Below are 24,854 nucleotides of genomic sequence, written 5' to 3'. Positions count from 1 at the left end.
AGCGCACCTGCATGGCATGCAGGGGGTCAGGGGTTCGAGTCCCCTCAGCTCCACCGGTAAAAGGAACCACCCTCGCGGGTGGTTCCTTTTTCGTTAACCCGAGAAGTCGCGTCCCTCAGGCCCTCCCCGGCTTGTTCGCAGATCCCTGCCTTGAAGGTTCGGATCCGCGAACAGGCCTCTGAATCCCGGGCTGACTGCCTCCTAGATCCAATCCGCGCGGCGCAGCGGCGGCGGGTTTCCGCCCGGCCGCTGGACCAGGACCTGGTTCACGCCCGTCAGCCCGTTTTCAAAACCCAGGGCACTGGAGGCCATGTACAGCCGCCATACCCGGGCGCGGCCCAGGCTGGTCAGCTTCACCGCCTCGTCCCAGTGTTCCTCCAGTCTGCTGACCCATGCCCGGAGGGTAAGAGCGTAGTGTCTGCGCAGCGCCTCAACGTCCAGGATCTCGAAACCCGCAGATTCCAGGGCCAGGGACATCTCGCCGAGGCTGATCATCTCCCCGTCGGGGAAAACATAGCGGGGGATAAAGGAATCCGGGTCCGGGTCGGTTGGACCGGCGTTCCATGAAATAGCGTGGTTCAGCAACCGGCCGCCCGGGCGCAGGAGGTTGAACAATGCCGCCGTATACCGGGGCATCTCCGCCCGGCCCACATGCTCGGACATGCCGATGGAACTGATCGCATCAAACGGCCCGTCATCAACATCCCGGTAATCCTTCACGCGGATGTCCACGCTTCCTGTGAGGCCGGCGTCGGCTGCGCGCTTGCGGGCCAGGATGGCCTGCTCATTGGACAGCGTCACACCCACTACGGTGGCGCCGTACTTGCCGGCCGCATGCAGGGCGAAACTGCCCCAGCCACAGCCAACGTCCAGAACCCGCATGCCTGCTGTCAGCCCCAGCTTGCGGCACACCAGGTCCAGTTTGGCTTCCTGAGCGGCGTCCAAGCCGTTGGCTAGGCTCGAGCCGGCGGGCTCCTGTCCTTCCACAGCCTCGGACGGCGTGGCATCGGGCCAGACTGCGCAGGAATACACCATGGAAGGGCCCAGCACCATTGAATAGAAGTCGTTGCCCACGTCATAGTGGTGGGAGATGGCGGCTGAATCACGCCGCCGCGAGTGGATCCGGCCCTTCTTTGCCACCCGCGCCTCTTCGGCCGGGGGAGCAGGGTTGGGGCCAAGCGCACCCAGCCTCACCGCCATACCGAACAGGGTCCACAGTTCACCCGGGGTGAGCGGCTTGAACGGCCCGGGCTCGGCAAACTTGCCCGCCGAACTCAGCGCAGTAAAGGCGGCGAAGATATCCCCCGGAGCATCAATATCACCGGACACGTAGGCGCGGCTGAGGCCCAGCTGGCCGGGGGACCACAGGATGCGCCGCAACGCGCGGCGGGACCGGAATTCGAGGACCGGCGCCCCTTCCGGTCCAGCCTCCGAGCCGTCCCACGCGCGGAGCCGGAGCGGGATGTCCCGGGTCCCCAGCACAATGGCGAGGGCCCTTGCGAGCCGATCTGCGTTTCCTCTTTTGGTGGTCATGGCCGTCCTCCCTGTGTCCTTGGGCCAACACTAAGGGAGGGACAGCCCGCGCGACTATCATGGGTGGGTGAATTCTCCCCGCGCCGACGTTGTTGTTATTGGCGCGGGCCAGGCCGGGCTTTCCGCCGCGTTCCATCTCCAGCGCCGGGGGCTGGAGTTTGCAGTGCTCGACGCCGAGGAGGGTCCGGGCGGTGCGTGGCGGCACCGGTGGAAGAGCCTGCGGATGGCAACTGTCAACGGCATCAGCGACCTGCCGGGCATCGCCAAGCCGGCAGTCGACCCCAAGGAACCAAGCTCGGAATTCCTTACGCGCTACTTCCGCGACTATGAGCAGGAGCTGGGACTTCAGGTCCTGCGTCCGGTCAAGGTCAGCTCCGTCAGCCGTGAGGACGACGACCCGGCCGGCAGGCTGCTGGTCAGCACGTCCCGCGGGGACTGGAGCGCGGCAGCGCTGATCAACGCCACCGGTACCTGGACCCGGCCCTTCTGGCCCATCTATCCCGGGCAGTCAACGTTCCGGGGCAGGCAACTGCATGTGGCCGACTATGTTTCCGCCGAAGAATTCGCGGGAAAACACGTGATCGTGGTGGGCGGCGGGATCTCAGCCGTCGGCCTCCTGGACGAGATTTCGCTCGTCACCACCACCAGCTGGTTCACCCGGCGGGAGCCCGTATGGCGGGACGCTGAGTTCGATGCGAAGGCCGGGCACGATGCCGTCGCCCTCGTGGAGGACCGTGTGCGCCAAGGCCTGCCGCCGCAGAGTGTGGTGTCAGTGACAGGCCTGATCTGGACGCCGTCCCTTCGGGCCGCTGCTGCGCGGGGTGCGCTCAACCGGCAGCCCATGTTCACTTCCATTGAGCCCGACGGCGTCCGGCTGGCCAACGGGGGCCACCTGGCGGCAGATGTGATTTTGTGGGCCACCGGCTTCCGGGCGGAACTTGAACACCTGGCCCCGCTGCACCTCCGCGGGCCCGGCGGCGGGATCGCGATGGACGGGACCCAGGTGGCGGGAGAGCCGCGCGTCCATCTGGTGGGCTACGGCCCGTCGTCATCCACCATCGGTGCCAACCGGGCCGGACGCGCCGCAGTATCGGCGATCCTGAAGCTGCCGGGGATCCGCCCCCGGGCAGAGACGGTAAATTGGGGCTGACCGTCCGGAAGCCGGGCGGGGTATGGCATACAGGAAAGACGGCAGGAAACCCGGTGGCAGTAAAGAGTCTCGACGACGTCCTTCCGAAGCTCCGCCGCAGGCCGGACGTGGAAGCACCCAACCTGCAGGCCTGGGATGCGACCGACCGCCTGCTGCTCGGCACGGCAGCCGAACGGATGCAGCCGGGAACCAGCATGGCAGTGATCGGCGACCGCTACGGTGCCCTGACCCTTGGCGCACTGGCGGTGCTTGATCCCGGAACCGTGAGCGTGCACCAGGACCTCATCACCGGGGAGCAGGCACTGCGACTGAACGCAGCCGAGGTGTTCGCTGATGGGGAAGCCGGCTTCACCCAGCTGCCCCTGGGCCCGGAACTGCTTGATGGGGCCGGCATTGTCCTGCTGCAACTGCCCAAGACCCTTGCCGAGCTGGACCAGATCGCCGACGCGGTGGCACGGTACGCCGCGCCGGACGTGGTGCTCCTGGCCGGCGGCCGCGTGAAGCACATGTCGCTGGGGATGAATGCGGTCCTGGAACGCCACTTCAGCTCGGTCGCCCCGCAGCTGGCTCGGCAGAAATCGCGGGTCATCATGGCCAGCGGTCCACGCAGGACGGGGGAGCCAGCGCGCTTCCCCGTCGTCGAACACCTCGCCGAAATCGACCTCGACGTCGCTGCCCACGGCGCGGTCTTCGCCGGCCCAAAGCTGGACATCGGCACCAGGTTCCTGCTGACATTCCTGCCCTCCATGCGGCCCGCGCGGCACGCCATCGACCTTGGCTGCGGCACCGGCATCCTTGCCGCGATGTATGCCCGGCAGCACCCGGGCTCAACCGTGACCGCCACGGACCAGTCAGCCGCAGCCGTGGCATCCGCACGGGCCACGGCCAGCGCGAACGGCCTGGCGGAACAGGTCCACGTCCTGCAGGATGATGCGATGGCCACACTGGCCGACGCCAGCGCGGACCTGATCCTCCTGAATCCACCGTTCCATGTCGGTGCCGGCGTCCATGCCGGAGCGGGACTGAAGCTCATCGAAGCAGCCGGCCGGGTACTCGCCCCGGGCGGTGAGCTCTGGACCGTCTACAACCGCCACCTGGCCTACGTTCCCGCACTTGAGCGCCACATCGGACCCACACGGGTGTTGGGCCGGAACCCTAAATTCACGGTGACCCTGAGCACCCGCCGGGGCACCAATGACCCTGCCGGAGCCATTGCCGCGGCAGCGGAGCGCCCCGGGCCGTAACCCGCTGCGCTTTCCCACACAATGTGCCGCGCCGTCGGCCGTTCCGGTGGGTCTGTGCCGGCGCGTAACGTACGATTCAGACATCAGTAACTTTGTGCCGAAGACGAAGGGGACGCCGTGACTGAGATCCGCCAATCCTCACCGAGGCGCGGCACGAACCTGCCCCGGATGGGCGACTTCAACCTCACTGTGATCCTCGACGCCATCCGCAGGTCCTCGGGCGGACTGAGCAGGGTGGAACTCGCCCAGATCGTGGGACTCTCGCCGCAGACCATCTCGAACATCTCCCGCCGCCTCCTGGACCAGAACCTTATTGTCGAAGCCGGCAAGGAAGGCAGCGGCCCCGGAAAGCCCCGCACCATCCTCCGCCTCAACCCCCGCGGGATGTACGCAGTCGGCGTCCACCTGGACCCCGCCGTGACCACCTTCGTGGTCCTGGACCTGGTGGGTGCGGTGGTGCAGCACTCCCGCATCAAGACACCCGGCGGCAACGATCCTTCGGCCGTTATTTCCACCATCGCCGCCGAAATCGCCCAGCTCGTGGAGGACTCAGGCGTGGACCGGGACAGGATTGCAGGCCTCGGTGTGGCGGCACCGGGCCCCATCGACCTGGACAACGGGACAGTGGTGGACCCGCCGCTCCTTCCCGGCTGGGACCGGGTGGAACTGCGCAACGCCCTGTCCCAGGCCACCGGATACTCCGTCCTCATGGACAAGGACGTCACCAGCGCGGCCGTGGCCGAAACCTGGGCCGGCGGCCCCAGCGGAGCGGGCAGCTTCATTTTTATGTACATGGGCACCGGCATCGGCTGTGGAATCGTGCTTAATGACGAGGTGGTCCGGGGCACGTCCGGCAACGCCGGGGAGATCGGCCATATCGTGGTGGACCCGGACGGCCCGCCGTGCGACTGCGGCCTGCGGGGCTGCGTCAAATCCTCGTGCATCCCGCAGGTCCTGGTGGCCGAGGCCGAGGCTGCCGGCATCCTGGACGGCTCCCGCTCGGGCAACAGTGGCGCCGAGATCCAGCAGAGCTTCTCTGCGCTGTGCGACCTGGCCGACGCGGGAAATGAACATGCCATCGCCATCATCGACAAGTCCGCAGTGCTGGTGGCACGGGCAGCCTCCGTGGTGACCAACACGCTGGATGTGGAGCGGGTGGTGTTTGGCGGACCGTTCTGGAGCCGCCTGGCCGAACGCTACCTTGAGAAGATACCGGCCCTGCTGGATGCCAACAGTGACACCCGGCTGATCCATCCCATCGAGGTGGTGGGCACCGGGGTGGGCGAAGACGTGGGCGCCATCGGTGCCGCCTCCCTCGTTCTGGAACATACGCTCGCGCCGAGGGCCCAAAGACTGCTCCTGGAGAGCTGAGGGGGCTGCCCGCCCTTGTCCGGGGCAGGACTCCCATCTAGCATTTGCGTATTGCCGCGGCTGGGGCCCGCTGACAAAAGGGGTCCGCAGCCTTCGATTGAATGGAGCATGATGCGTCGCCCGGCCCTGAAGACCCTGTCCCTCATCGCTTCCGCACTGTTCCTCCTCACCGCGTGTACGCCCGCGGCCCCCGATGACGGCTCCAAGACCCTGAAAGTGGTCTACCAGAAAACTGACTCCTTCACCGCGCTGGAAACAATGTTCCAGGCCGCCAAGAAGGAGTTCGAGGCGGCCAACCAGGGAGTCACCGTCGAGCTGCAGCCCATCCAGGGCAACGACGACGATTACGGCACCAAGCTGGCCCTTGCCTTGAGATCGCCGTCCACCGCACCGGACGTCTTCTACGAGGACACGTTCAAGGTCCGCTCCGACGTCGACGCCGGCTACCTCCTGAAGCTGGACAGCCACCTTGATGGCTGGGCGGACTGGGAAAAGTTCGACGACGGCGCCAAGGCGGCAGGGCGTGCGGACGACGGCGGCACATACGCGGTGCCCCTGGGCACCGACACCCGGGCCATCTGGTACAACAAAAAGGTCTTCGAAGCCGCGGGCATCAGCCTTCCGTGGCAGCCCCGCAACTGGCAGGACATCCTGGATACGGCGCGGAAGATCAAAGCGGACGACCCCTCGGTGGTCCCGTTCAACATGTACGCCGGGAAAGGCAGCGGCGAAGGCACCGTCATGCAGGGGTTCTACGAACTGCTCTACGGCACCGGCTCCACCCTCTACGACGAGGAGTCCAAAAAATGGGTGGTGGGATCCGCCGGCTTCAAGGATTCGCTGGGCTTCCTCAAGACCCTCTATGACGAAGGGCTCGCAGTGACGCCGGCCGAAGCCCTCGATGCGAACATCTGGAAAAAGGTGTTCGGCGAATGGTTCCCGGACGGAAAACTGGGCGCCACCGTGGAAGGCTCCTACGCGCCGTCGTTCTGGCAGGACGGCGGCAGTTACGAATGGCCCGGCTACGCACAGGACATGGCGGTTGCCCCGTTCCCCACGCAGGACGGCGGCGAGCCGGGTGCGGTGAGCATGTCCGGGGGCTGGACGCTGGCCATCGGAGCAGGGACCAAAGAACCGGACCTAGCCTTCAAATTCCTGAGCACGGCGCTCAACCGGGACAACTCGCTGAAATTCACGCTGGACAGTTCCCAGATCGCGGTTCGAAGCGACGTCGCTGAGGACTCCGGCTACCAGGGGGCCAACCCGTTCGTGAAGGACGTCTCCGGACTCGTCTCAGTCACCCGCTACCGCCCGGCCACTTCCGACTACCCCCGGATCTCTGCCGCCGTCCAGGAGGCGACGGAGGGTGTGATCACCGGTGCCAAGTCGCCCGACCAGGCGGCCGCAGACTACGACGCCGCCGTGGCGGACATCGTGGGCGGCGACAAGACCGTCCGGAAGTAGCCGGTGCCGGCCCGAATGGGGGGACGCGGGCTGCTGCGCTACCTGCCCGTCCTGCCTGCCCTGCTGCTTTTGCTGGTGTTCCTGGCCGGTCCGGTGTTTTGGGCCTTCCAGGCGTCCTTTACCAATACCGGGCTGACGGGCAGGAATGCGCGCAACCCCGAATGGGTGGGGCTGGAGAACTACCAGCGGCTGCTGCTGGATCCGGTGTTTCCCCTCTCGCTGTGGCTGACAGTCCTGTTCGTTGGGGCTTCTGCTGTCCTGGGCCAGAACCTGCTGGGGCTGGCCCTCGCGGTGCTGATGCGGCGCGCACGCCGGGCCGTGTCCGCAGCTGTGGGCACGGCGGTAGTGGCTGCCTGGGTGCTGCCCGAGATCGTGGCGGCCTTCGCCGCCTACGCCTACTTCAGCCGGGACGGCACCCTGAACCAGTTGCTGGGCGGCCTGGGAATGGGGCAGCCGGACTGGCTCTATTCGTGGCCGATGGCGGCCGTGGTGCTGGCGAATATCTGGCGGGGAACGGCCTTTTCCATGCTGGTGTACCGGGCGGCCCTGAACGACATTCCCACGGAAGTGGCCGAGGCCGCCCAGATGGACGGCGCCGGCGGCTGGAAGCGGCTGGCTTTCATCACCTTGCCCATGATCCGGGGCAGCATCGCCACCAACCTGATGCTGGTCACCTTGCAGACGCTTGCCGTGTTCACCCTGATCTGGGTCATGACCGCCGGCGGCCCGGCCAACGCCAGCACTACCCTCCCGGTCCTTGCCTACCAGGAGGCCTTCAAATTCGGTGACATCGGGTACGGCACTGCGGTGGCTTCGGTGCTGCTTCTCATCGGTGCGGTGTTCGGTGTGGGGTACATCCGGCTGCTGAGGGAGGGGAAGCGTTGACCGCACCCGTACGGGCATCCGGAACTGCCCTCTTCGAAAAGGCCCCCCGCCCGCGCAGGCCCGGGAACAGCCGTGTCAGTCCCGCAGATGTGGCCCTGCTGGTCCTCGGTGCCTGTTTTGTGCTGCCCCTGCTGTGGCTGGTCCTGGCGTCCTTCGACGCGGAGGCAGGCCACGAGACAAGAGCTCCATCCGCCCTCACCCTGGAAAATTTCGCCGCGGTGATGACGCCGGGGCTGCTGTTGCAGCCGTTGTGGAACAGCCTGCTCCTTTCCGCAGGGACGGCCACGGCCACGCTCGCCGCTGCTGTGCTGGCCGCGTATCCACTGTCCCGCTACCGGTCCCGGTTCAACACGCCGTTTATGTACGCGGTGCTCCTGGGGACCTGCCTTCCCATCACAGCCATCATGGTGCCGGTCTACGGACTTTTCGTCCAGCTGGAATTGTTGGACTCGATGCCGGCCACCATGCTGTTTATGGCCGCCACCGCCCTGCCGATGGCCATCTGGATGACCCGGAACTTCATGGACGGAGTGCCGGTGTCCCTCGAGGAGGCGGCATGGGTGGACGGCGCGTCCAGGATGACCGCGCTGCGCACCATCGTCCTGCCGCTGATGCGCCAGGGACTCGGCGTGGTGTTCATTTTTGTGTTCATCCAGGCCTGGGGAAACTTCTTCGTCCCGTTTGTGCTGCTCCTGTCCGAGGCGAAGCAGCCAGCGGCGGTATCCATCTTCAGCTTCTTCGGACAGCATGGCGCAGTTGCCTACGGCCAGCTCGCCGCCTTCTCCATCCTGTACTCGCTGCCGGTGCTGGCCCTGTACGTCATTGTCTCCAAGGGTGCCGGGAGCTCATTTGCCTTGTCCGGCGCGGTGCGGGGTTAGCCGCCCGCTAGTCGATATCCTCGACAACCACCCCGAAGGGGATGCTGTCGTCAAGGTGTGCCTGGTGGCCGGTTGAGCCTGGGTTGTAGACAACCCGGACTCCATGGAGCCTGTCCGCGGCTGACTGCTGCAGGACAGGCTTGACGGTGTTGATGAACATCTCGCTTTTGTCGGCGAGAAACTCCTTGTAACTGGCTGGAAGCTCGCTCATGTCAAAAGAATAGACCTGGGGAGCCCCCATGGGGAGTGGTCCCCATTGCCCGAACCCGCGGATCCGTCTTGGATAGGATGGCGGCGGAGTGCGGTCCGGCCGTACCGGACGCCCAAACACAGCCATCAGGGGGAATCGCAGTGCTTCAAACCAGCTCTTCGGCAAGGATCGAACCGGCGGAGCTGGCACGGGCACAACAGGTTGCAGCCAACATTTCCAGGAGCTTCGACGCGAAGATGGTGGGGCAATCGCGGCTGCGGGAATCACTGCTGGTGGGCCTGCTCACCGGCGGCCATATCCTGCTGGAAAGCGTTCCGGGCCTGGCCAAAACCACGGCTGCCCAGACCGTCGCCGAAGCCATCAGCGCGGAGTTCCGGCGGATCCAGTGCACTCCGGACCTGCTGCCCAGTGACATTGTGGGGACGCAGATCTACGACGCCGCCAAGGGAACGTTCGTCACACAGCTGGGCCCGGTGCACGCCAACATCGTGCTGCTGGACGAGATCAACCGCTCCAGCGCCAAGACCCAGAGCGCCATGCTGGAGGCCATGCAGGAACGGCAGACGTCCATCGGCGGGGAGGAGTATCGACTGCCGTCCCCGTTCCTGGTCCTGGCCACCCAGAACCCGATCGAGCAGGAAGGCACCTACCAGCTTCCGGAAGCCCAGATGGACCGCTTTATGCTCAAGGACGTCCTGGATTATCCGTCGCCTGCCGAGGAGGCCGAGATCATCCGCCGGCTCGACGCCGGAGTGTTCACCGACGAGCAGAAGCCGGCGGCCGCGGCGTCCCTTGAGGCGGTGGCGCGGGTCCAGGACGTGGTGAAGCGGATCTATGTTGATCCTGCAGTTATCAACTACATCGTGGGGCTGGTCTACGTCACCCGGAACGCGCAGCAGTACATTGATCCGCGGCTTGCCGGCTTCATCGAGTTCGGTGCCAGTCCGCGCGCCAGCATCGCCTTCAGCCAGGCGGCACGCGCAGTGGCGCTCCTGCAGGGCCGGGACCATGTGATCCCGGAAGATGTGAAATCGCTGGCCCACCGCGTCCTGCGGCACCGCCTCATCCTGAATTTTGAGGCAGTGGCTGAGCAGGTGCCGGTGGAAACGGTCATCGACGCCGTGGTCGCCGCCGTCCAGACGCCCTGAGCCGGCCATGACCAGCCTCCTTCACCGGGTGAAGTCGAAGATGGCCATCTTTGCCCACCGCAAGGCCCGCGGCATGCTCGACGGCGAATACGGTTCTGTTTTCCGCGGCCGCAGCCTGGACTTTGATGACCTCCGCGCCTATGTCCCGGGAGACGAGGTGCGCGATATCGACTGGAAGGCAACAGCCCGCCACGGGTCCCCATTGATCAGGAGGTACGTGGCCGTCCGGCGGCAGACAGTCCTGCTCATCACCGATACCGGGCGCAACATGGCAGCCGAAGCAGCCGGCGGGGAAACCAAGAAGGACATCGCCATCATGGCGCTGGGGGTTATCGGGTACCTGGCCCACCGCCACGGCGAAGTGGTGGGACTGGTGGCCGGCGACGCCCATAAGACAACATCCCTGCCGGCCAAAAGCGGAGAGGCGCACCTCGAACGGCTCCTGCGCCATGTTCATGCCAACGCCACCATGGATTCCGCGGCCAGCCGGCTTGAGGACCAGCTGGAGCATGTGGCCCGCACAGTCAAGGGCAGGTTCCTGTTGTTCGTTGTGGCGGACGAAATGCTAGCCACCCCCTCGCTGTCAGGGCTGCTCCGCCGGCTCCGGGCGCAGCATGAGATCCTGTGGCTGACGGTCCGTGATGCGGATCTGACGGCGGAGGCGCCGTGGTTCAGCGTGCACGATTCCTCGCCCCTGATGGGCCACCTGGCCCGGTCTCCGCGAGTGGCTGCAGCATATGCCCAGGCAGTGACGGACAGGGACTCCGGACGCACTGACATGCTGTGCCAGGCAGGGATCACCGGGGGTTCGGTCAGCGGGAGCCCGGAGGTCATCACGGAGCTGTTCGCACTCCTGGAAAGGCACCGGCGTGCAGGCTGATCCCGAATTCCTCGGCCCGCTGCCGTACAGTCCGCTGTGGACGTGGACAGGGCTGGCCCTGCTGCTCCTGCTGGCCGCCTGGTACACGTTTGTTTTCGCCAGTACCAGGCGTCCCGGGCCCAGGACACCCGCCGGGTCGGGATCGCTCACCGACCTGCCCGCACTCCAATCGGCGTACCTGCAGCGGATTACTGACGCGGAACGGGAGGCAGCCGCCGGAAACATCAGTGCCCGCGCTGCCCACCAGCAGATCAGCCTCCTGCTGCGCCGCTTCGTCCGCGACGCCACCGGGGTGGACGCGCCGAGAATGACGTACGCCGACCTCGCGAGCCATCCGTTGCCCGCGGCCGCGAAGGCCGTCGGCGCGCTGTACCCGGGTGAGTTCGGGTCCGAGCCGCTGCCCGCCGTCGCAAGCTCTGCCGCGGCGGCACGCGAGGCGGTGCGCTCATGGAGCTGATGTTCTGGTGGGTGGTTCCCCTGGGCGCGGCCGTGGCAGGCCTCGCGGCTTGGGCGGCGTGCCGCCCGGGCAGGAACACGAGCGCACGACGGCGGCCGGCAGCCCATGCGGACAGGCTCACCCGCCTGCCCGAATACCAGGCCGCACTGCGGCGGCACCGCCGCTGGCTGGTGGTCGCGGCAACTGCCTGCGGGGTCCTGCTGGCGTCAACCCTGCTCGCCGCCGCACGCCCTGTGAATGTGGACACGGTCCGGCCGGAGCAGCACAACCGCGACATCGTCCTGTGCCTGGACGCTTCCGGATCCATGAGCAGCGCAGACGCGGAGGTGGTGGACGTGTTTGCCCGGCTGGCAGAGGACTTCAAGGGCGAAAGGATCGGCCTCACCATCTTCGACAGCACAGCCATCCAGGTCTTTCCCCTCACCGACGACTATGAGTACGCCAGGGAACAGCTGGCGCTCGCACGGGACGCCTTCAACGGCAAACCCGGCACGTCCGGCTTCCTCGACGGAACCTGGAGCGGCCGCGGTTCATCCCTGATCGGGGATGGCCTCGCCTCATGCATCACCAGCTTTCCACCCTCCCGGGACCCGGAAAACAGCAACCAGCAGAACGCTGGCCAGCAGGGCAGCCGGCAACCGCGCTCGCGGTCGGTGATCCTGGCCACGGACAACTTTGTTTCGGGCGATCCCATCATGACCCTGCAGGAAGCTGCCGGAATGGCGAAGGAAAGGGAAGTCCGTGTTTATGCGCTGAATCCGGGGGACTTTGACTACGGCACCGACGCTGACCAGCCCGGCGCGCAATTGCGTGCGGCCGCTGAGTCCAGTGGGGGAGCCTATTCCGCCCTGGACAGTCCGGAAGCAGTGCCCGGCATTGTGCGGGCTGTGCAGGAAACGGAGAAGTCCACCCTTGAGGGCGCGCCGCGTGCCGTGGTCACCGACTTGCCCAACCTTCCCTTGGCCGTTGCGCTCCTGGCCGGGATTGTCCTCGCTGTTGCCTCCTGGCGGCTCCGGCCATGACACTGCAGCCGATCCTGCCGTGGTGGCTCCTCCTGCCCCTCACCGCCGCCGCACTGGTCTTCCTGGGCTGGCGGATCCTTTGCGAACGGAGGCGCCCCGGCAGCTCTGGACGAATCCGGCGGGCCCTGTTGGTGCTGTTCGTGCTGGCAGCAGCATTCCGGCCAGGCATCCCCGGCGGCTCCGCCCAGGCCGCTGCTGCGGACCTGAACGTCTTTTTTGTGGTGGACACCACCAGCAGCATGGTGGCCGAGGACTACGGCAATGCCGCACCGCGCCTCGACGGCGTCCGCCAGGACATCATGGCCATCGCCGGGGAACTGCCGGGTGCCCGTTTTTCCGTCATCACCTTTGACACCGGGGCCCATGTCCGGATGCCCCTGACCAGCGACACGTCAGCGCTGGACACCGTTACCTCGATCCTCCAGCCGCAGGTCACGTCCTATGCCAAAGGCAGCAGCATCACGGCCGCCCGCCAAGTGCTCGCCGAACGCCTGTCCGCAGCCAGGGACAGCCACCCCGAGCGGCCCCGGCTTGTCTTCTACCTGGGTGACGGCGAGCAAACCAGCGGCAAGGAACCGGAGCCCATGGCGCTGGATGGGGACTTGGTGGCCGGGGGAGCGGTGCTGGGGTACGGGACCTCCGGCGGCGGACGCATGAAGGAGAACACCGGGATGGAGTCCGACGACGATGCCCCCTACATCCAGGACCGCACCGGAGATGCCGCCAAGGATGCGCTGTCCACCATCGATGAGGACAGGCTCCGGGAGGTCGCTGCGCGGCTGGGTGTGCCCTATGTGCACCGGTCAGCGGGGGACCCGGTCTCAGCCATGCTGCAGGAGGCGCGCGCCGGCGCCCTGGAACGAACGGAACAAGACGGCACCCTTGGGGGCGGGATCGAGTTCTACTGGCTTTTCGCTGCGGGTGCCTTCGTGGTGGGGTTGGCCGAGTCGATGGGCGTCATACGGGAGCTGCGCGAAGTGCGGACTGCGGCCATGCCCCTTCCTGCCGCACACGGCGGCCAGCCAAAGGAGACGGCACGATGAGGCGCCGCCTGCTGGTGTGGTCGGCCCTTCCCGCTCTGCTGGTGCTGTTGGTCGCGGCGAAACTTCTCAGCCTCGACCCGCTTGCGGGGCACGCCGCGAAGGCCTTCGAAGCCAAGGACGCGGCCGCCGTCGGAATGGCTGCGGAGGTGCTCCAGGCCGCAAACATCGTGGAGCCGCACAAAGCCCCCTTCGCCGCCGGGGACGCCCAGGCGCTCGCCGGCAACTTTGGAGCTGCCCGGTTGCGCTTCGAGGAAGCCCTGGACTTTGCCCCGCCAGGCTCGCCGGATGCCTGCGCGGTGCGGCTCAATCTTGTCCTCGCCATCGAGCGGCTCGGTGACGAGAAGCTGCGTCTGGAGGATAGGGCAGGTGCCGCGGCCCTGTTTACCGAGGCATTGGAAGCCGCCGGCGCGGCCCCGGAGGGATGCTTTTCCGGGGGAGCGGCGGCTGATGCCGGCCAAAAGCTTAAGGAGGCGGAAGGACGCCTGAACGGAAAACTCGAGTCAGCCAAGGAGTCCGTCGAGGATCAGGAAAACGCGGCGGAGGAGGGAGGCCCGGACGAGCCGAAGGCCAAGTCGCCCGGCCAGGACCAGCTGCAGCAGTTGCAGGAAAGCGCCCGGGAGTCCCAGCGGGAACGCAACAACGGACGGGAACGGTCGGACTACCTTGAGGACACCGCTGGCGTGGACCGGCCCTGGTGACCAGCGGCCGGCAGGCGCAAAGGGGGAGCGGAGCGAAGAATATTCTGTTGCCGAACGAAACAAGGCGTAAGACTGCGTCTTAATTCGGACCCCGACTTGAAAGCTCCTCCGGCCGCCCATAGAGTTCTATACAAGTTACCGCGGTAACGTGTCAGCGATCCTCCGTTGCGGAGGGTGTGGGTGCCCCCATGTGGGCCTGACATTTGCTCACGGACAACTTCATTCCAGGCGTAACAGTCGCGGCTGCGTCCTTGTGGAGTTTTTTCGTGTTCCCCAAACTCAAATTCATTGCCGGTCCCCGCCCAGTTTCTGACAGGGAACCTCCAATGGCCCAAAGCCAAGGATGCAAATGTCGCCACCAAGCCTTATCGACACACACCCGAATCTCTCCGAAGCCGCCCCCGTGGCGCTTTCCTACGAGCTGTTCCCGCCCCGTTCGCCGGCAGCCGCGGAAACGCTCTGGACCACCATCCGGGAACTGGAAACCACCGAGCCTGACTACGTCTCCGTCACCTATGGTGCCAGTGGCTCCAACCGGGACACCGCCGTCGAACTTATCAACCGGCTCCTGCTCGAAACCACCCTCCGGCCGCTGGCCCACCTGACCTGCGTTGGCAACACGCCGCAGGAACTGGCGGGCATCATCGGCGAACTGCTGGACACCGGCGTTCGCGGCATCCTGGCGCTGCGCGGCGATCTTCCCAAGGACGGCGGCGAACCTGTCGACGGAGCCCTGCGGTACGCCCAGGACCTGATCGAACTCATCCGCCGCGTAGAGCAGCGCCGTTCGGCACTGCTGTGCGCCGGGAAGATTGCGGTTGGCGTGGCGGCGTATCCCACCAGGCACCCGGAATCACCGAGTGAGGAGCACGACGTCGAGGTGCTGCTCGCAAAGCAGCGTTCCGGCGCAGACTTCGCCATCACCCAGGTCTTCTTCCATGCAGAGCAGTACGCCGACCTCCTCACCCGGGCACGCCGGGCCGGAGTCACCATCCCCATCATTCCCGGCGTGATGCCGCTGACCAGCCTCCGCCGCCTCAAACGGCTGGGTGAGCTGGCGGGCGTGGAGCCCGCAGCGGAACTGATGGAACGCCTGGCCGCCGCGGACAACGACATCGAACGCCTCCACATTGGCGTCGATGCCACCGTGGACCTGGCCAACGCCGCCCTGGATGCTGGCGCGCCCGGCATCCACCTTTACACCTTCAATGAACACCAAAGCGCACTGGAAGTGCTGGACAAACTGGCACTTCCGCGGCATTCCCGTTCCGGGATCCGACGGGACGCACTCGCCCGGCGCCAGCTCGCCAGCTGACGATTTCCGCGAAGCACCCCGCGCTCTAGACCCCGGCTATAAAGCCCAAAGTTTCAAACCCAGCTCCTACCTGAGGATTTGTCATGCCTGAAAACAACACGCCCTTCCCGTCCGCCTCACTCCTTGGCTACCCCCGTATCGGCCGCCGCCGCGAGCTCAAGAAGGCCGTCGAGGCCTACTGGGCCGGCAAGATCGACGCCGCCGCCCTGGACGCCGCCGCCAAGGACATCCAGCTGACCATCGCCACGCGCTTGCAGGAACTCGGCCTGACCGAAGCCGCCGCCGTGCCCGGCACCTTCTCCTACTACGACCAGGTCCTGGACACCACCGCGCACCTCGGCGCCGTGCCGGCCCGTTTCGGCAACCTCCTCAACGCTGAGGGACAGCTGGACATCGACGGCTACTTCACGCTGGCCCGCGGCAGCAAGGAACAGCAGCCGCTGGAAATGACCAAGTGGTTCGACACCAACTACCACTACCTGGTGCCGGAAATCGGTCCGGAAACCGAGTTCACCCTCGCCTCCGCCGCCAAGGTTGACGAGTTTGCCTTCGCCCTGGCCAACGGCATCGAAACCCGCCCGTACCTCGTTGGCCCGGTCACCTACCTGCTGCTCTCCAAGGCCTCCGACGACGCCCCGGCCGGCTTCAACCCGCTGTCCCGCCTCGGGGACATCCTGCCCGTCTACGTGCAGCTGCTCGAGAAGCTGGCAGCAGCCGGGGCCGGCTGGGTCCAGCTGGACGAACCCGCCCTGGTGGTTGACCAGGACACCCCGGCCGGCGACATCGAAGCAGCCGTGGCCCGCGCCTACGACGTCCTGACCGCAGCGGCCAACCGCCCGCAGATCCTCGTGTCCACCCCGTACGGCTCGCTCGACGGCCAGCTCGGCACCCTCGCAGCCACCAACATCGAGGCCCTTCACATCGACGTCTTCAAGGGCGCCGTACCCTCCGCCGCCGCCCTGGCGGGCCTGGGCAACAAAACCCTGGTTGCCGGCGTCGTGGACGGCCACAACATCTGGCGCAACGACCTCGCCGCCTCCGCTGCGAAGCTGGACGCACTGAAGGAAGCCGCCGGCACGCTCGCCGTCTCGACGTCCACCTCCACCCAGCACGTCCCGCACGACGTCGCCGAGGAAACCCAACTGTCCGAGCATCTCCGCAGCTGGCTCGCGTTCTCCGACCAGAAGGCCGTGGAGGTCAAGACCCTCGCCGAGTACCTGGCCAACCCCGCCTCCGCCAAAGCAGCCATCGACGATGCAACGGCAGTGATCGCCTCCCGCGCCACCGCCGAAGGCGTCCGCCGTTCAGACGTCCGGGCACGCACCGAAGCCCTGACCGCCGCGGACTTCGCCCGCTCCGAGTACTCAGTCCGCGAAGCCGCCCAGGAAGAGTCGCTGCACCTGCCGCCGCTGCCCACCACCACCATCGGCTCCTTCCCGCAGACGTCGGAGATCCGTTCGGCCCGCGCCCGCAACAACAAGGGCGATCTGACTGACGAGCAGTACGAGAAGCTCATGAAGGACGAGATCAAGCGCGTTGTGGACCTGCAGGAAGAGCTGGGCTACGACGTCCTGGTGCACGGCGAGCCCGAGCGCAACGACATGGTGCAGTACTTCGCTGAGAACCTCGAAGGCTTCGACGTCACCGTCCACGGCTGGGTCCAGTCCTACGGCTCGCGCTGCACCCGTCCGTCCATCCTGTGGGGCGACGTGACCCGAAGCGCCCCCATCACGGTGAAGTGGGCCGAGTACGCGCAGTCCCTGACCAGCAAGCCGATGAAGGGCATGCTCACCGGTCCGGTCACCATCCTGGCGTGGTCCTTCGTCCGCGACGACCAGCCGCTGGGCGAGACGGCCAACCAGGTCGGCCTGGCCCTGCGCGACGAGATCGCCGACCTCGAAGCCGCCGGCATCAAGGTCATCCAGGTGGACGAGCCTGCCCTGCGCGAACTCCTTCCGCTGCGCAAGGCAGACCACGCCGAGTACCTGAAGTGGTCCGTGGACTCCTTCCGCCTGGCTACCGCCGGTGCGGCCGACGCCACCCAGATCCACACACACCTCTGCTACTCCGAGTTCGGCGTGATCATCGACGCGATCGACGGGCTGGACGCGGACGTGACCTCCATTGAGGCCGCCCGGTCCCGCATGGAGGTTGTGCACGACCTTGAGTCCCACGGCTTCGGCCGCGGCGTTGGTCCTGGTGTCTACGACATCCACTCGCCGCGCGTTCCCGGCACCGAGGAAGTGACTGAGCTGCTCAGCACCGCCGTGAAGCACGTTCCGTCCCGCCAGCTCTGGGTCAACCCGGACTGCGGCCTGAAGACCCGCGGCTACGTTGAGACCGAGGAATCCCTGCGGAACCTGGTCGAGGCCACCAAGACGGTCCGCGCCGGACTGCTGGAAGCGGCGAAGTAAAACAACAGCAAACCAAGAACGGTGGCTGACGTGTGCTGAAGCACCGACGTCGTCGGCCGGTCACCCCAGGTGACCGGCCGGCGTCGTCTCCTTCATCCTCCAGGCACTGACCGCAAGCCAGATCGTCCAGATCACGGTGGCGATGATACCGATCAGGGTTGGCAGCGAATTGGCGGCGGCGAAACCCAGTTCACCGATGATCCAGCCCTGCGCCAAATATGCCAGCCCGGACAGCGCCATCAGCCAGCCTATGACCCGGGAGACCCGCCGACGCATGGCCACCGCGGCGCCCAGGAGAATCAGTGCGATGCCCAGCAGGAAGCTCTGGTAGCTGCGCATTCCCCATTCAAGCCAGCGGATCCCCTCGGCTGTGGCGAAACGTGCCGCCTTGTCGGGCTCCGCAGCGGCAGCCCACGAATCCACCGCCTGCTTAAGGGCAACGCCGTCAACTGCCTGCAGCGCGCCGTAAAGTGACAGCGCGAGGGCAGCAGCAAGAGCCCCGATGCCGGCAGTCCACGCCCGCGCACCACGCCGCAAGTCCAGGGCGGACCAGAGAGTTACGAGTCCGGCGCAGACCAGTGCCATGCCAAAAAACTGCCCCAGATGGACCGCAGTCCAGGCATCACTGTTGGCATAGGCAGTGAACGAGGCGGGATGGTCGTTCGCGTCGTGTGACTCGGCGTGCAGCAGCCCGGCCAGGATCGACACCAGCACACCCGCAAGGAGCAGGGACCCGGCAAGCCGCCAGACGCCGGCTTTGGTTTCGCCCATGGCCCACCATCCCGGGTATTAGGACTCCCAGACGATCTCGTCGTCCACGACGCCGTCCTCGTCCGCCGAGGCCACCAGGACTTCATCGGTGAAGTGCTCGCCCAGGGTGAAGTCCATCACAAAGTAGCGTTCGGGTTGGCCGGGGTAGATGCCCACGTGGCCGAGCTTCAGTGCTTTGAGGAACACTTCCTTGGTGAGCTGGCTCCGTTCCTGGACACCAAAAACCTTGTGCAGGTGCTCATCCTTGAGCGCGTTGCAGTGGAAATGGAGGTATTCCTGCGGGCTGGTGCCTTCCTGGTCCAGCTCCTCCGCGATCATGTCCCGCACCTCGTCCACCAGTTCGGGCAGGAACCGCAGGCGGTAATCCACCTTGCGCAGTGCCGCCTCGTCGAAGTGGTCGTGGGCGGTGATGTTCAGGTCGATCTCCAGCGGATGGCCCCGCAGCTCATGTTTGGCAGCGATGTTGTGATCGCTGCCGTGATTGAGCTCGATCTCGCCAAAGTGCTGGCTCGCTACCTTGTTCATAGTTTCAACATAGACCCGAACAGCGGTGCATTCCAGCGTTCGGACCTAATTCACCGCCTTGGGCATCCCGGCGAAGGTCTCGGCCAGTAAGTCGACAAACAGCTGTACCCTGGCGGTTTTCCTGTCGTTGATCAGCAGCGCGAAAACGTTGCGGGCAAGCCGGATCTCCGGGACGTCCAGCACCACCACGCCGGCGGGTTTGTTGCGCAGCGCGAGCTCGGGGACCAGCGCCGCTCCTAACCCGGCAGCAGCCATCTCCAGGCTCGCATGGAAGTCATCGCTGTGGGCCACAACCCGGGGGTGCAGGTTACAGCCGGCGAAGAGCCGTTCGATCACCATGGCGTCGGCTGTGCCGGGGTGGTGCATGATCCAGGGCATCTCGGACAGGTGGTCGGCGGCCACTTTCGCATCGGCGCGGAAGCCCCAGCCGGCAGGCAGCACCACCCGGAAGTCGTCGTCGCCGATCCATTGCCTGTTAATCGTGTTGGGCCAGGCGAAGCCGGTCTGGCCCACCTGGAAAACCACTGCCAGGTCCAGGTCGCCGCCGGTGCGCAGCCCCTGGATGGTCTGGCCGGGCTCAGCGACTGAGACTTTCAGGTCGATGCCCAGGTTCTTCCACGTTGGATTCTTCAGGATCCGAGGCAGGACGAAGGTGGCCAGGCTGGGAAAGATTCCGAGGCGCAGTTCCTGGTGCGCCGAATCCTGGGTTTTGGAGGCGGCTGCCATGAGTGCCTCGATGTCCGTGAGCACCTTCGCGGCGTGCCGGGTCATCACGACGGCGGCTTCCGTGGGCACCACACTGCGCGCCGAGCGCTGGAAGAGGACCACGCCGGTGTCCCGTTCCAGCGCGGACATCTGCTGCGAAACGGCCGAGGCGGTGTAGCCAAGCGTTGCCGCAGCGGCCGCGAACGAGCCCAGCCGCGTGACCTCCAGGAGGGTCTTCAGGTGTACCGGATTTACCACCAGCCCACAGTACTCTGCCGCCTCCTGCCGAAGAAGCTGAAGCCCGCACCCATCCGGCGGCCCGGGCGCTGCGAATTTCCCTCTGTATACCCATCACTGGCAAATGTTCAGCAGAGGAGCATCAATTGTCACCTGACCCAGCAGCAAGCGGAGGCGGACGACGGCGGGTGGCCGTCATCGGCAGCGGCGTCGCCGGCCTCATGGCCGCCTACGTCCTCAACCGCGAGGACGACGTCACCCTGTTCGAGGCGGATTCGCGGCTGGGCGGGCACGCCCACACCCACGATATGCCGCAACCGGACGGCTCGGTTCTCGGTGTGGACACCGGGTTCATCGTCCACAACGAGCGGACGTACCCCACGCTGCTGCGGCTGTTTGCCGAGCTGGGGGTGGAAACCCAGGACTCCGAAATGAGCATGTCCATCCGCTGCGACGGCTGCGGGCTGGAATACGCCGGTGCCCGCGGCGGTGCCCGCGGCATCATCGCCCGCCCGTCCAGCCTGCTGCGGGGCCGCTACCTGCTGATGCTGCTGGAGGTCACCCGCTTCTACCGCAAGGCCAGGGCGCTGCTGAACACCGCCCCGGTCGCCTCGGTCAGCCCGGACGAGGCAGTTCCCGAACTGACCCTGGGGCAGTTCCTCGAGCGTGAAAACTTCAGCCCCTACTTCGTTTCCCACTTCATGACCCCGGTGGTCAGCGCCGTATGGTCATGCGACCCCACCACCGCTTTGGCCTATCCGGCCCGCTATCTCTTCACGTTCCTTGGGCACCACGGGTTGCTGGGCGTCAAGGGCTCCCCCCAGTGGCGCACGGTTACGGGAGGCTCGGCGCGGTACGTGGAGAAGCTGGCGGCCACCTTGCCGGATGTCCGGCTCAACTCGCCCGTGTCCGCCGTCCGGCGGCACGCGCTGGGCATCGAAGTGGTGACGGAAGCCGGCGTCGAGGATTTCGAGGCCGTTGTCATCGCAACCCACCCGGCGCAGGCGCTCGGGTTCCTGGCCGACGCCACCCCTGATGAAAAGGAAGCGCTGGGCGGGATGCCGTATTCGGTGAACCACACAGTGTTCCACCGGGACCCTGCTGTCCTGCCGTCCGCCGACAACGCCAGGGCATCCTGGAATTACCGGCTTCCGTCCTGCGAAGCCCGGCCGGACAAGGTCCTGGTCAGCTACGACCTCACCCGCCTGCAGCGGCTGACTCCCTTGGACGGCAAGCCGTATCTGGTGAGCCTGGGGGAGTCCGAACTCATCGCCGATGACGCCGTCCTGGAACGGATGGTCTACGAGCACCCGCAGTACACTCCGGAATCGGTGCAGGCACAGCAGGCAATCGCGGCACTCAGCGACAACCGCATTGCCTATGCCGGCGCGTACCTCGGCTGGGGTTTCCACGAGGATGGCGCACTGTCCGGCGTCCGGGCCGCTGAATCGCTGGGACGCTCCTGGCCTATTGCCCTGCCTGCTGATCCGTTTGAATCCCTGGACGGCGGGGAGCGGGAGCTTCTTCCCGCAGCGGAACCCGCATGAGCGCAGCGATCTACCGCATCTCGATCTCCCACGTGCGGCACACCCCCTTGAAGAACTCGTTCACCTACCGCAGCTACAGCTGGTTCGTGGACGTTGACAACCTTCCGCGGCTTCCGCTGCTGATGCGGCCTTTGGCCGTGTTCCGGTCCGGCGACCATCTGGGCGATCCGGACGCCACCATCCGCAGCAACGTGGAGCGGTACCTGCGTACGCAGGGGATAGAGCCCGACGGCGGCCCTATCCACATGCTGACCAGCGCCAGGGTCTTCGGCTATGTTTTCAACCCGCTGACGCTCTTCTGGTGCTACCGCTCCAACGGAGAGCTTGAGTGCGTGGTCGCCGAAGTCCACAACACGTACGGTGAGCGGCATTGCTACCTGCTCAGGACAGACATCTCCGGGCGTGCCTCGGTGCCGAAGGCGTTCTACGTTTCACCGTTCAACGAGGTGGACGGGCAGTACCGGATGAAGCTGCCCCCGCCGGGGGAGCGGCTGTCCGTGTCCATCGTTCTGGAACGAGAAGGCCACCGGCCCTTCGTGGCCAGCGTGGACGGCAAACGACGGCCCGCCACCGTGCGGAACATCCTGGCGGCTGCGTTGACGGTCCCAGCCGCGCCGCTGTTGGTTTCCGCCCTCATCCGGGTACAGGGCATTACACTCTGGGCAAGACGCCTGCCCGTCGTCGCCAGACCACACCACCCCTCACAGGAGGCAGTTCAATGACAATGACGGACGACAACGAAACGGCTGCAGCTCCTCTCCGGGAAAAAGCCGCGCAGCAGGCTGAACGCAACGCCGTGAAGCCGGCGCCGGACCAGGGCATCACGCAACTGGCCGGAACATGGAACCCAAAGGGGGTGCCGGCGTCGCCCGCTTCCATCGACGCGGACCTGTGGCCGGGAGTGGCACAACCGCCGTCGGGAGCCAAGGCCGCGATCGCCGGGAAGGCCGCCGGGCTCCTTTTCAAGGGGGCAGTGAAGCGACTGCCCCTGCGGGTGGAATATCCGGACGGTGCTGTCCTGGGGACGGGCGGCCCGGATGCGCCAGTGATGGTGATGGTGCGGCCGGAGGCATTTGAAGCCCGGATTGGGGACAATGGCCTGATCGGGCTGGGGGAGTCCTTTATGGCCGGCGACTGGGAAGCCAGCGACCTGGCCGGTGTCCTCGAGGTGTTCGCCGCATCGGTGGACAGGCTGATTCCTGCCCCGCTGCAGAAACTCCGCACCCTCTACCTGCCGCGTACCCCGCGGCAGGAGCGTAACGCCGAACAGAACACACGGAGCAACATCTCCCGGCACTACGACCTCTCCAATGACCTGTTCTCCAACTTCCTCGACGCCACCATGAGCTACTCCTCAGCCCTGTTCCCGGCTGACGCGGGCTCCCTGGGCTCCGTGGGGTGGGACGCCCTGGCGGAAGCGCAGCGGGCAAAAATCGACAGGCTGCTGGATAAAGCCGGCGTGGGTGAGGGCACCCGGCTGCTGGAAATCGGCACCGGCTGGGGCGAACTGGCACTGCGGGCAGCAGCGCGCGGCGCCACTGTCTACAGCGTCACCCTCTCCAGCGAGCAGCAGGCGCTCGCGCAGGAGCGGATCGCGGCAGCCGGCTACGCGGACCGCGTGACGGTGGCCCTGCAGGACTACCGCGCGGTGGAAGGCGAGTACGACGCCGTGGTGTCCGTGGAGATGATCGAGGCCGTGGGCTACGAATACTGGCCCATCTATTTCCAGACTATCGACCGGGTCCTGGCGCCGGGCGGAAAGGTGGCTATCCAGGCGATCACCATGCCGCACGGCCGGATGCTGGCCACGCGGAACGCCTACACCTGGGTCCACAAGTACATCTTCCCCGGCGGCTTCCTGCCGTCCGTCCGGGCCATCGAGAGTGTGACCCAGCAGCACACCACCCTGCGCGTGCGGGAGCGGATGGGCATGGGGGACCACTATGCGGCCACCCTGCGGTTGTGGGAGGAGCGGTTCCTGGAGGGGTCCCGCGAGGTGGCGGAGCTCGGCTTCGATGCGGTGTTCCAGCGGATGTGGCTGTTCTACCTGTGCTACTCCCGGGCAGGCTTCCAGTCCGGCTACCTTGATGTGCAGCAGGTTGTGCTGGACCGCCGGGAGGTCCAGCTCTAGCAGCCCATGCCTATGGCGGGGTCCGGCACCTGGCCGCCGGCCGGCGTCGTGCGTTTGATCACCAGAAGGGGTTCCGAAGGTCACTTCGGAGCCCCTTTTTGGTGCCCTTGGCACTCCGCCGGTACTCCCCGCGGCAGGCGCGACACGCCGTCTTTTCCACGACACGCTGGGCGTTAATTGTGGCTAAGTACTCCACAGGATGTGGATTCCGTCCGCAAAAACAGCGGGATTCCGGACATTTTGAAGGCCTCGGCCTGTGGATTAAAAGTGCATTAAATGACATACTTGTAATACATCATCTTGGGGTTCCGAAGAGGCGTCTGCACTAGATGTAGTATCTACATACAGCTTGGGCGGGAACACCGGACGAGCAAGTTTTCCAGAAAAGGGGACAGGAACCATGACCGTAACGGTTTACACAAAGCCTGCTTGTGTTCAGTGCAACGCCACCTACCGGGCTCTCGACAAGAAGGGCATCGCGTACCAGAGCGTTGACATCTCCCAGGACGCCGAAGCCCTCGAGCGCCTGAAGGCACTGGGTTACATGCAGGCCCCCGTTGTGGTCACGGACCAGGACCACTGGTCAGGCTTCCGCCCGGACAAGATCGAGGAACTGGCACTCTCCGCAGTTTCCTCCGTGGCCTAAGGGGCCACACTTTTTCCTGCCGGCAAACGTCAACCAGCTGAGGTGACTCCCATGGCAGCACCAGCAGCAGAGCAATCGTACAAGGCACAGCACTTTCACGCGGCTCAGCGCGTGGATGCTGCGGAGCCGGTTTCCGCGGTTGTCACCGGCAGTCAGCTCATCTACTTTTCCTCGGCATCCGAGAACACCAGCCGCTTCGTCTCGAAGCTTGGCCGTGAGGTGGCCCGGATTCCGCTGCTCCCGAAGGACGCACCCCTCCTTGCCACCCGGCCCTATGTGCTGGTGGTGCCAACATATGGCGGCACCGGGGGAGAAGGATCCGTTCCAAAGCAGGTCATCCGGTTCCTGAACAACCCGCAGAACAGGCAGCTGCTCCGCGGCGTGATCGGGGCCGGCAACACAAACTTCGGGGACAACTACTGCATGGCGGGGGACATCATCGCCGCCAAGTGCGGAGTACCGCACCTCTACCGCTTCGAATTAATGGGCACGCCAGACGACGTGACCCGTGTAAACAATGGATTGGACACGTTTTGGACACGACTGTCGCAGACACAGAAGTAACCAGGGCCCAGAAGC

General features: G+C 65.9%; 24 protein-coding genes. 19 read left to right on the top strand and 5 right to left on the bottom strand.

The features are described 5' to 3' along the window. Window positions 1-201: 201 nt before the first annotated feature. Complete coding sequence (locus tag QRN11_RS22455; protein WP_285314556.1) at window positions 202-1,533, bottom strand: SAM-dependent methyltransferase; 1,332 nt, start codon at window positions 1,531-1,533, stop codon at window positions 202-204. A gap of 67 nt (window positions 1,534-1,600) precedes the next feature. On the opposite strand from QRN11_RS22455, the gene QRN11_RS22450 reads away from it, so the two are divergent. The 6 genes from QRN11_RS22450 (at window position 1,601) to QRN11_RS22425 (ending at window position 8,525) form a co-directional block, all read left to right on the top strand. After that, window positions 1,601-2,683, top strand: coding sequence for an FAD-dependent oxidoreductase (locus tag QRN11_RS22450; RefSeq protein ID WP_285314555.1), 1,083 nt, complete (start codon window positions 1,601-1,603; stop codon window positions 2,681-2,683). 53 nt (window positions 2,684-2,736) lie between these two features. Next, window positions 2,737-3,927 carry a class I SAM-dependent methyltransferase gene (locus QRN11_RS22445; protein ID WP_285314554.1) on the top strand — a complete coding sequence of 397 codons (1,191 nt, stop codon included), beginning with the start codon at window positions 2,737-2,739 and terminating at the stop codon, window positions 3,925-3,927. A 168-nt stretch (window positions 3,928-4,095) separates the two neighbouring features. Beyond that, window positions 4,096-5,298 (top strand): ROK family transcriptional regulator, encoded by a 1,203-nt coding sequence (locus QRN11_RS22440; RefSeq protein WP_285314559.1) that lies wholly within the window; start codon window positions 4,096-4,098, stop codon window positions 5,296-5,298. A 111-nt stretch (window positions 5,299-5,409) separates the two neighbouring features. After that, the gene (locus tag QRN11_RS22435) at window positions 5,410-6,762 is read left to right on the top strand and encodes an extracellular solute-binding protein (RefSeq protein WP_502935070.1); all 1,353 of its coding nucleotides are present in this window, start codon (window positions 5,410-5,412) and stop codon (window positions 6,760-6,762) included. A 15-nt stretch (window positions 6,763-6,777) separates the two neighbouring features. Next, window positions 6,778-7,647, top strand: a complete 870-nt coding sequence (locus QRN11_RS22430; RefSeq protein ID WP_142063144.1) for a carbohydrate ABC transporter permease — start codon at window positions 6,778-6,780, stop codon at window positions 7,645-7,647. Next, a complete protein-coding gene (locus tag QRN11_RS22425; protein ID WP_502935068.1) occupies window positions 7,644-8,525 on the top strand; it encodes a carbohydrate ABC transporter permease in 882 nt (293 codons plus the stop codon). Before QRN11_RS22430 ends, QRN11_RS22425 begins: the two co-directional genes overlap by 4 nt. 7 nt (window positions 8,526-8,532) lie before the next feature. On the opposite strand, the gene QRN11_RS22420 is transcribed toward QRN11_RS22425, so the two are convergent. Continuing rightward, window positions 8,533-8,736 (bottom strand): hypothetical protein, encoded by a 204-nt coding sequence (locus QRN11_RS22420; RefSeq protein ID WP_091419676.1) that lies wholly within the window; start codon window positions 8,734-8,736, stop codon window positions 8,533-8,535. 140 nt (window positions 8,737-8,876) lie between these two features. On the opposite strand from QRN11_RS22420, the gene QRN11_RS22415 reads away from it, so the two are divergent. The 8 genes from QRN11_RS22415 (at window position 8,877) to metE (ending at window position 17,713) form a co-directional block, all read left to right on the top strand. Then, window positions 8,877-9,884 (top strand): AAA family ATPase, encoded by a 1,008-nt coding sequence (locus QRN11_RS22415; RefSeq protein WP_285314552.1) that lies wholly within the window; start codon window positions 8,877-8,879, stop codon window positions 9,882-9,884. Between the two features lie 7 nt (window positions 9,885-9,891). Continuing rightward, on the top strand, window positions 9,892-10,764 hold the full coding sequence (locus QRN11_RS22410; protein ID WP_285314551.1) for a DUF58 domain-containing protein: 873 nt from the start codon (window positions 9,892-9,894) through the stop codon (window positions 10,762-10,764). Beyond that, a complete protein-coding gene (locus QRN11_RS22405) occupies window positions 10,754-11,221 on the top strand; it encodes a hypothetical protein (protein WP_285314550.1) in 468 nt (155 codons plus the stop codon). The genes QRN11_RS22410 and QRN11_RS22405 overlap by 11 nt, the downstream gene beginning before the upstream one ends. Beyond that, window positions 11,212-12,243 carry a vWA domain-containing protein gene (locus QRN11_RS22400; protein WP_285314549.1) on the top strand — a complete coding sequence of 344 codons (1,032 nt, stop codon included), beginning with the start codon at window positions 11,212-11,214 and terminating at the stop codon, window positions 12,241-12,243. Before QRN11_RS22405 ends, QRN11_RS22400 begins: the two co-directional genes overlap by 10 nt. Continuing rightward, a complete protein-coding gene (locus QRN11_RS22395) occupies window positions 12,240-13,286 on the top strand; it encodes a vWA domain-containing protein (protein WP_285314548.1) in 1,047 nt (348 codons plus the stop codon). The genes QRN11_RS22400 and QRN11_RS22395 overlap by 4 nt, the downstream gene beginning before the upstream one ends. Continuing rightward, entirely contained in the window at window positions 13,283-13,984 is a 702-nt protein-coding gene (locus tag QRN11_RS22390) for a hypothetical protein (protein WP_285314547.1), read from the top strand. Before QRN11_RS22395 ends, QRN11_RS22390 begins: the two co-directional genes overlap by 4 nt. Window positions 13,985-14,333: 349 nt before the next feature. Beyond that, window positions 14,334-15,299, top strand: a complete 966-nt coding sequence (locus QRN11_RS22385; protein WP_142063067.1) for a methylenetetrahydrofolate reductase — start codon at window positions 14,334-14,336, stop codon at window positions 15,297-15,299. Between the two features lie 83 nt (window positions 15,300-15,382). Next, window positions 15,383-17,713 (top strand): 5-methyltetrahydropteroyltriglutamate--homocysteine S-methyltransferase, encoded by a 2,331-nt coding sequence (metE, locus tag QRN11_RS22380; protein ID WP_285314546.1) that lies wholly within the window; start codon window positions 15,383-15,385, stop codon window positions 17,711-17,713. A 60-nt stretch (window positions 17,714-17,773) separates the two neighbouring features. On the opposite strand, the gene QRN11_RS22375 is transcribed toward metE, so the two are convergent. From QRN11_RS22375 to QRN11_RS22365, 3 genes are read right to left on the bottom strand one after another with little or no spacing between them, the layout of a single operon-like run. After that, window positions 17,774-18,484 carry a DUF4386 family protein gene (locus tag QRN11_RS22375; protein WP_285314545.1) on the bottom strand — a complete coding sequence of 237 codons (711 nt, stop codon included), beginning with the start codon at window positions 18,482-18,484 and terminating at the stop codon, window positions 17,774-17,776. Between the two features lie 18 nt (window positions 18,485-18,502). Next, a complete protein-coding gene (locus QRN11_RS22370; RefSeq protein WP_091419687.1) occupies window positions 18,503-19,009 on the bottom strand; it encodes a DUF2004 domain-containing protein in 507 nt (168 codons plus the stop codon). A 45-nt stretch (window positions 19,010-19,054) separates the two neighbouring features. Continuing rightward, complete coding sequence (locus QRN11_RS22365; protein WP_091419689.1) at window positions 19,055-19,972, bottom strand: LysR family transcriptional regulator; 918 nt, start codon at window positions 19,970-19,972, stop codon at window positions 19,055-19,057. A 125-nt stretch (window positions 19,973-20,097) separates the two neighbouring features. On the opposite strand from QRN11_RS22365, the gene QRN11_RS22360 reads away from it, so the two are divergent. The 5 genes from QRN11_RS22360 (at window position 20,098) to nrdI (ending at window position 24,839) form a co-directional block, all read left to right on the top strand. Beyond that, window positions 20,098-21,498 (top strand): NAD(P)/FAD-dependent oxidoreductase, encoded by a 1,401-nt coding sequence (locus QRN11_RS22360; protein ID WP_285314544.1) that lies wholly within the window; start codon window positions 20,098-20,100, stop codon window positions 21,496-21,498. Continuing rightward, window positions 21,495-22,220, top strand: a complete 726-nt coding sequence (locus tag QRN11_RS22355; protein WP_285314543.1) for a DUF1365 domain-containing protein — start codon at window positions 21,495-21,497, stop codon at window positions 22,218-22,220. The genes QRN11_RS22360 and QRN11_RS22355 overlap by 4 nt, the downstream gene beginning before the upstream one ends. After that, the gene (locus QRN11_RS22350; RefSeq protein ID WP_285314542.1) at window positions 22,217-23,629 is read left to right on the top strand and encodes a class I SAM-dependent methyltransferase; all 1,413 of its coding nucleotides are present in this window, start codon (window positions 22,217-22,219) and stop codon (window positions 23,627-23,629) included. Before QRN11_RS22355 ends, QRN11_RS22350 begins: the two co-directional genes overlap by 4 nt. 400 nt (window positions 23,630-24,029) lie before the next feature. Beyond that, entirely contained in the window at window positions 24,030-24,275 is a 246-nt protein-coding gene (nrdH, locus tag QRN11_RS22345; RefSeq protein ID WP_050054847.1) for a glutaredoxin-like protein NrdH, read from the top strand. A gap of 51 nt (window positions 24,276-24,326) precedes the next feature. Further along, a complete protein-coding gene (gene nrdI, locus QRN11_RS22340) occupies window positions 24,327-24,839 on the top strand; it encodes a class Ib ribonucleoside-diphosphate reductase assembly flavoprotein NrdI (RefSeq protein WP_285314541.1) in 513 nt (170 codons plus the stop codon). The last annotated feature ends 15 nt before the right edge of the window (window positions 24,840-24,854 follow it).

Origin of the sequence: Pseudarthrobacter sp. fls2-241-R2A-168 (genome assembly GCF_030209335.1) — a bacterium.
GTDB lineage: Bacteria > Actinomycetota > Actinomycetes > Actinomycetales > Micrococcaceae > Arthrobacter.
This window is presented reverse-complemented; position numbering and strand designations above follow the sequence as displayed.

Coding starts and splice junctions, on each gene's coding strand:
- QRN11_RS22455 (WP_285314556.1), bottom strand. CDS start 1,533: ATGACCACCAAAAGAGGAAACGCAGATCGGCTCGCAAGGGCCCTCGCC.
- QRN11_RS22440 (WP_285314559.1), top strand. CDS start 4,096: ATGGGCGACTTCAACCTCACTGTGATCCTCGACGCCATCCGCAGGTCC.
- QRN11_RS22435 (WP_502935070.1), top strand. CDS start 5,410: ATGCGTCGCCCGGCCCTGAAGACCCTGTCCCTCATCGCTTCCGCACTG.
- QRN11_RS22430 (WP_142063144.1), top strand. CDS start 6,778: ATGGGGGGACGCGGGCTGCTGCGCTACCTGCCCGTCCTGCCTGCCCTG.
- QRN11_RS22420 (WP_091419676.1), bottom strand. CDS start 8,736: ATGAGCGAGCTTCCAGCCAGTTACAAGGAGTTTCTCGCCGACAAAAGC.
- QRN11_RS22410 (WP_285314551.1), top strand. CDS start 9,892: ATGACCAGCCTCCTTCACCGGGTGAAGTCGAAGATGGCCATCTTTGCC.
- QRN11_RS22400 (WP_285314549.1), top strand. CDS start 11,212: ATGGAGCTGATGTTCTGGTGGGTGGTTCCCCTGGGCGCGGCCGTGGCA.
- QRN11_RS22395 (WP_285314548.1), top strand. CDS start 12,240: ATGACACTGCAGCCGATCCTGCCGTGGTGGCTCCTCCTGCCCCTCACC.
- QRN11_RS22390 (WP_285314547.1), top strand. CDS start 13,283: ATGAGGCGCCGCCTGCTGGTGTGGTCGGCCCTTCCCGCTCTGCTGGTG.
- QRN11_RS22385 (WP_142063067.1), top strand. CDS start 14,334: ATGTCGCCACCAAGCCTTATCGACACACACCCGAATCTCTCCGAAGCC.
- metE (WP_285314546.1), top strand. CDS start 15,383: ATGCCTGAAAACAACACGCCCTTCCCGTCCGCCTCACTCCTTGGCTAC.
- QRN11_RS22375 (WP_285314545.1), bottom strand. CDS start 18,484: ATGGGCGAAACCAAAGCCGGCGTCTGGCGGCTTGCCGGGTCCCTGCTC.
- QRN11_RS22370 (WP_091419687.1), bottom strand. CDS start 19,009: ATGAACAAGGTAGCGAGCCAGCACTTTGGCGAGATCGAGCTCAATCAC.
- QRN11_RS22355 (WP_285314543.1), top strand. CDS start 21,495: ATGAGCGCAGCGATCTACCGCATCTCGATCTCCCACGTGCGGCACACC.
- QRN11_RS22350 (WP_285314542.1), top strand. CDS start 22,217: ATGACAATGACGGACGACAACGAAACGGCTGCAGCTCCTCTCCGGGAA.
- nrdH (WP_050054847.1), top strand. CDS start 24,030: ATGACCGTAACGGTTTACACAAAGCCTGCTTGTGTTCAGTGCAACGCC.
- nrdI (WP_285314541.1), top strand. CDS start 24,327: ATGGCAGCACCAGCAGCAGAGCAATCGTACAAGGCACAGCACTTTCAC.